Origin of the sequence: Binatus sp. (SeqCode) (assembly GCF_036522015.1) — a bacterium.
Classification (GTDB): domain Bacteria; phylum Desulfobacterota; class Binatia; order Binatales; family Binataceae; genus Binatus.
In genome coordinates this window covers 1-2217 of record NZ_DATDGQ010000011.1, presented here as the reverse complement: position 1 = coordinate 2217, position 2217 = coordinate 1, and the positions used below count along the sequence as shown (strand labels likewise).

At 62.2% G+C, this 2217-nt stretch carries 3 protein-coding genes; 2 read left to right on the top strand and 1 reads right to left on the bottom strand.

Annotated elements, in window-relative coordinates; genetic code table 11:
- Together VIW95_RS00635 and VIW95_RS00630 are read left to right on the top strand one after the other, a co-directional pair.
- Positions 1 to 769 (top strand): hypothetical protein (locus VIW95_RS00635; RefSeq protein ID WP_331582953.1); only part of this gene is annotated, 769 nt, incomplete at its 5' end.
- Between the two features lie 186 nt (positions 770 to 955).
- The gene (locus tag VIW95_RS00630; protein ID WP_331582951.1) at positions 956 to 1318 is read left to right on the top strand and encodes a hypothetical protein; all 363 of its coding nucleotides are present in this window, start codon (positions 956 to 958) and stop codon (positions 1316 to 1318) included.
- On the opposite strand, the gene VIW95_RS00625 is transcribed toward VIW95_RS00630, so the two are convergent.
- A partial coding sequence (locus VIW95_RS00625) for a hypothetical protein (protein WP_331582949.1) occupies positions 1315 to 2217 on the bottom strand: 903 nt, incomplete at its 5' end. The two genes, VIW95_RS00630 and VIW95_RS00625, sit on opposite strands and share 4 nt — an antisense overlap.

The window sequence follows — 2217 nt, the reverse complement described above, 5'->3', positions numbered from 1 at the left end:
GTTTCAGATTTCATGCGGCAGTTGCGAGCGATGCCGACGCAGGCTGACCGGGAATTGCGAGCGGGTGCTCCGCACCGCGATGTACGGAATCGGCGCGCGCGGCGGGAATTTTGGCGGCGCGCTTTCCGATCTTATGAAAATTCCGTACGCCGACGCGATGCTGGTTGCGATGCCCGAGGGCCTCGCCGCCGCCGATGTGGCCAGCGCCGCGGACAACATTCCCGACGCGTGGCGGACGGTCGCGCCGATGCTGCGTGACAGTCCCGGCGCGCCGGTGCTGATAGTCGGCGGCGGCAGTATCGGGCTGTACGCGATTCAGATCGCACTCGCGTGCGGCGCGTCGCGAGTCGATTACGTCGACACCGATGCCGGCCGCTTGAGATTGGCGGCGGAACTCGGCGCGTCGGTACGCGAGGGGCCGCCACCCAGGAAGACGGGGCCGTATCCGATCACGGTAGCGGCATGCGCGACGCAGGCGGGACTGCTATGCGCGATACGCTCGACGGCGCCCGGCGGAATCTGCACCAGTTGCGGGATTCATCCGGGCGAGACGACGCCGATGCCGCTGTTCGACATGTACATTACCGGGATGACGTTCGTGACCGGGCGGGGGCATCCGCGAACGGTGATTCCAGAGGTGCTTGAATTGGCGCGCACGGGCAAGATCCAGCCGGCGCGCGTCACGAGCAAAGTCGTTGAATGGGACGACGCGATTCCGGCGCTGCTCGACGCGCCGACCAAGCTGGTAATCGCGCGCGAGAATCCCTGACGGCAGGAGCAGCCGTTCAGGGCATTGGCGCGCGGGTGCGCATACAACGCGAGCCGCCGTCAGTCGAGAGCGCGCGGGCCTGCGTTCACGTTTGACATTCACGGCGTGAAGACTCAGCCTGAAAGTTCCCTCGGTAACACCGCGATACTTGCGATCGTCTACCTCAATCGGGAACAGTGAGTCTTCATGCCAAAAGCCAAACCGACCAGTAGCACCCTGATGGACCTCGAATGGGCCCGCGTTTACGCGGACCGGATCAAGCAAGAACTCAAGCTGATCGCCAAGACGCTGTCGGACCTCAACGTGCACGCGATGCATCCGCACCTTGTCAAGGGAGCCGTGGCGCTCAAAGCGCAGATGAAGGAGGCCAGTCAGCAGGTTGGCTCGATGAGAAAAATCGCGAGCCATTACGAATCCAACTGGATGAACACGATCAAAAAAGCGCTGGCGCGGAAGTATCCGGGTTTCGACGAGCGCAATTCAACACACGCCAAGTCAGCGGCAAAGAAGCCGTCGAAGAAGAAATCACGCGAAGGGCGACCGTCCTAGGCGCGACCTCCAAACAGGCCGCCGATCCACGTCACCATCGCGCCGAGCCTCGTCGGAAAAGCCGCCCCTAGCAAGACCAGAACGGGCAGCAGCGCGTGCGTGGCGACTTGAAGGACCAAGGTGGAATTCCAATCGGTTTGGCCGGGCGTGGTTCCCGCGATCATGCTCGCAACGCGGTCGCGATTCAGCGAGAAGAACATCCACATCATCGAGCCGACCGTGGCCAACACTACAAACCAGCTGAACCAGAGCAGGTCGTCGCGCGCCGGGAACGGATACGAGCTGACTGCGAACAGCATCAGGAGCATCGCCAACGTGGCGCTGAGCGCGAGCGACTCCAATTGCGGCATCACCTGACGCAGGAAATCGACGACCCGGCTCGCGACGTAGATCTCGCCGATTGTGTCGGTCGGTTTCGATTCCTTGGGGCCTGCACCGGCAGGTGGCGCAGGGAGGCGAGTCGCGCTAGTCGTTCGCCACAGCGGCTCGAAAATATAGGCGATTGACCACGAGAGGACGGCCATCCAGATTTCGGTCTGTCGCTTCGCCAGTATCGAATGGCTCCACTCGCCGTTCGCCTGGGCTTCCTCAGTCTCGTTGATGCTCGACTCGGCCCAGGGAAGCAGGAGACAGAGCCAGGGACGCTCTTTGTCGAGCCGCGTTTCTATCTCGGCCGAGGCCCTGGCGCTGGTGTCATCTGAGGTGATGACCAACTGGCGAACCTGGTCGAGTGCGACTTCCAACTGCGACATCGCGGGCACCCTGGAAAGAAGGTCAATCGCCGGTTCCTTAAGAAAATGCAGTTGCTGGCGATATGCGCCGTATCCGCATCTGCTTGGATGAGTATAGATGCGTCGCAGCAGCCTCCGCACGGAGAGCCACACTGTGACCATCTTTAC

What these genes read in the sequence shown, in the direction of transcription:
- VIW95_RS00630 (WP_331582951.1), top strand. Translation starts at nt 956, where the DNA reads ATGCCAAAAGCCAAACCGACCAGTAGCACCCTGATGGACCTCGAATGG.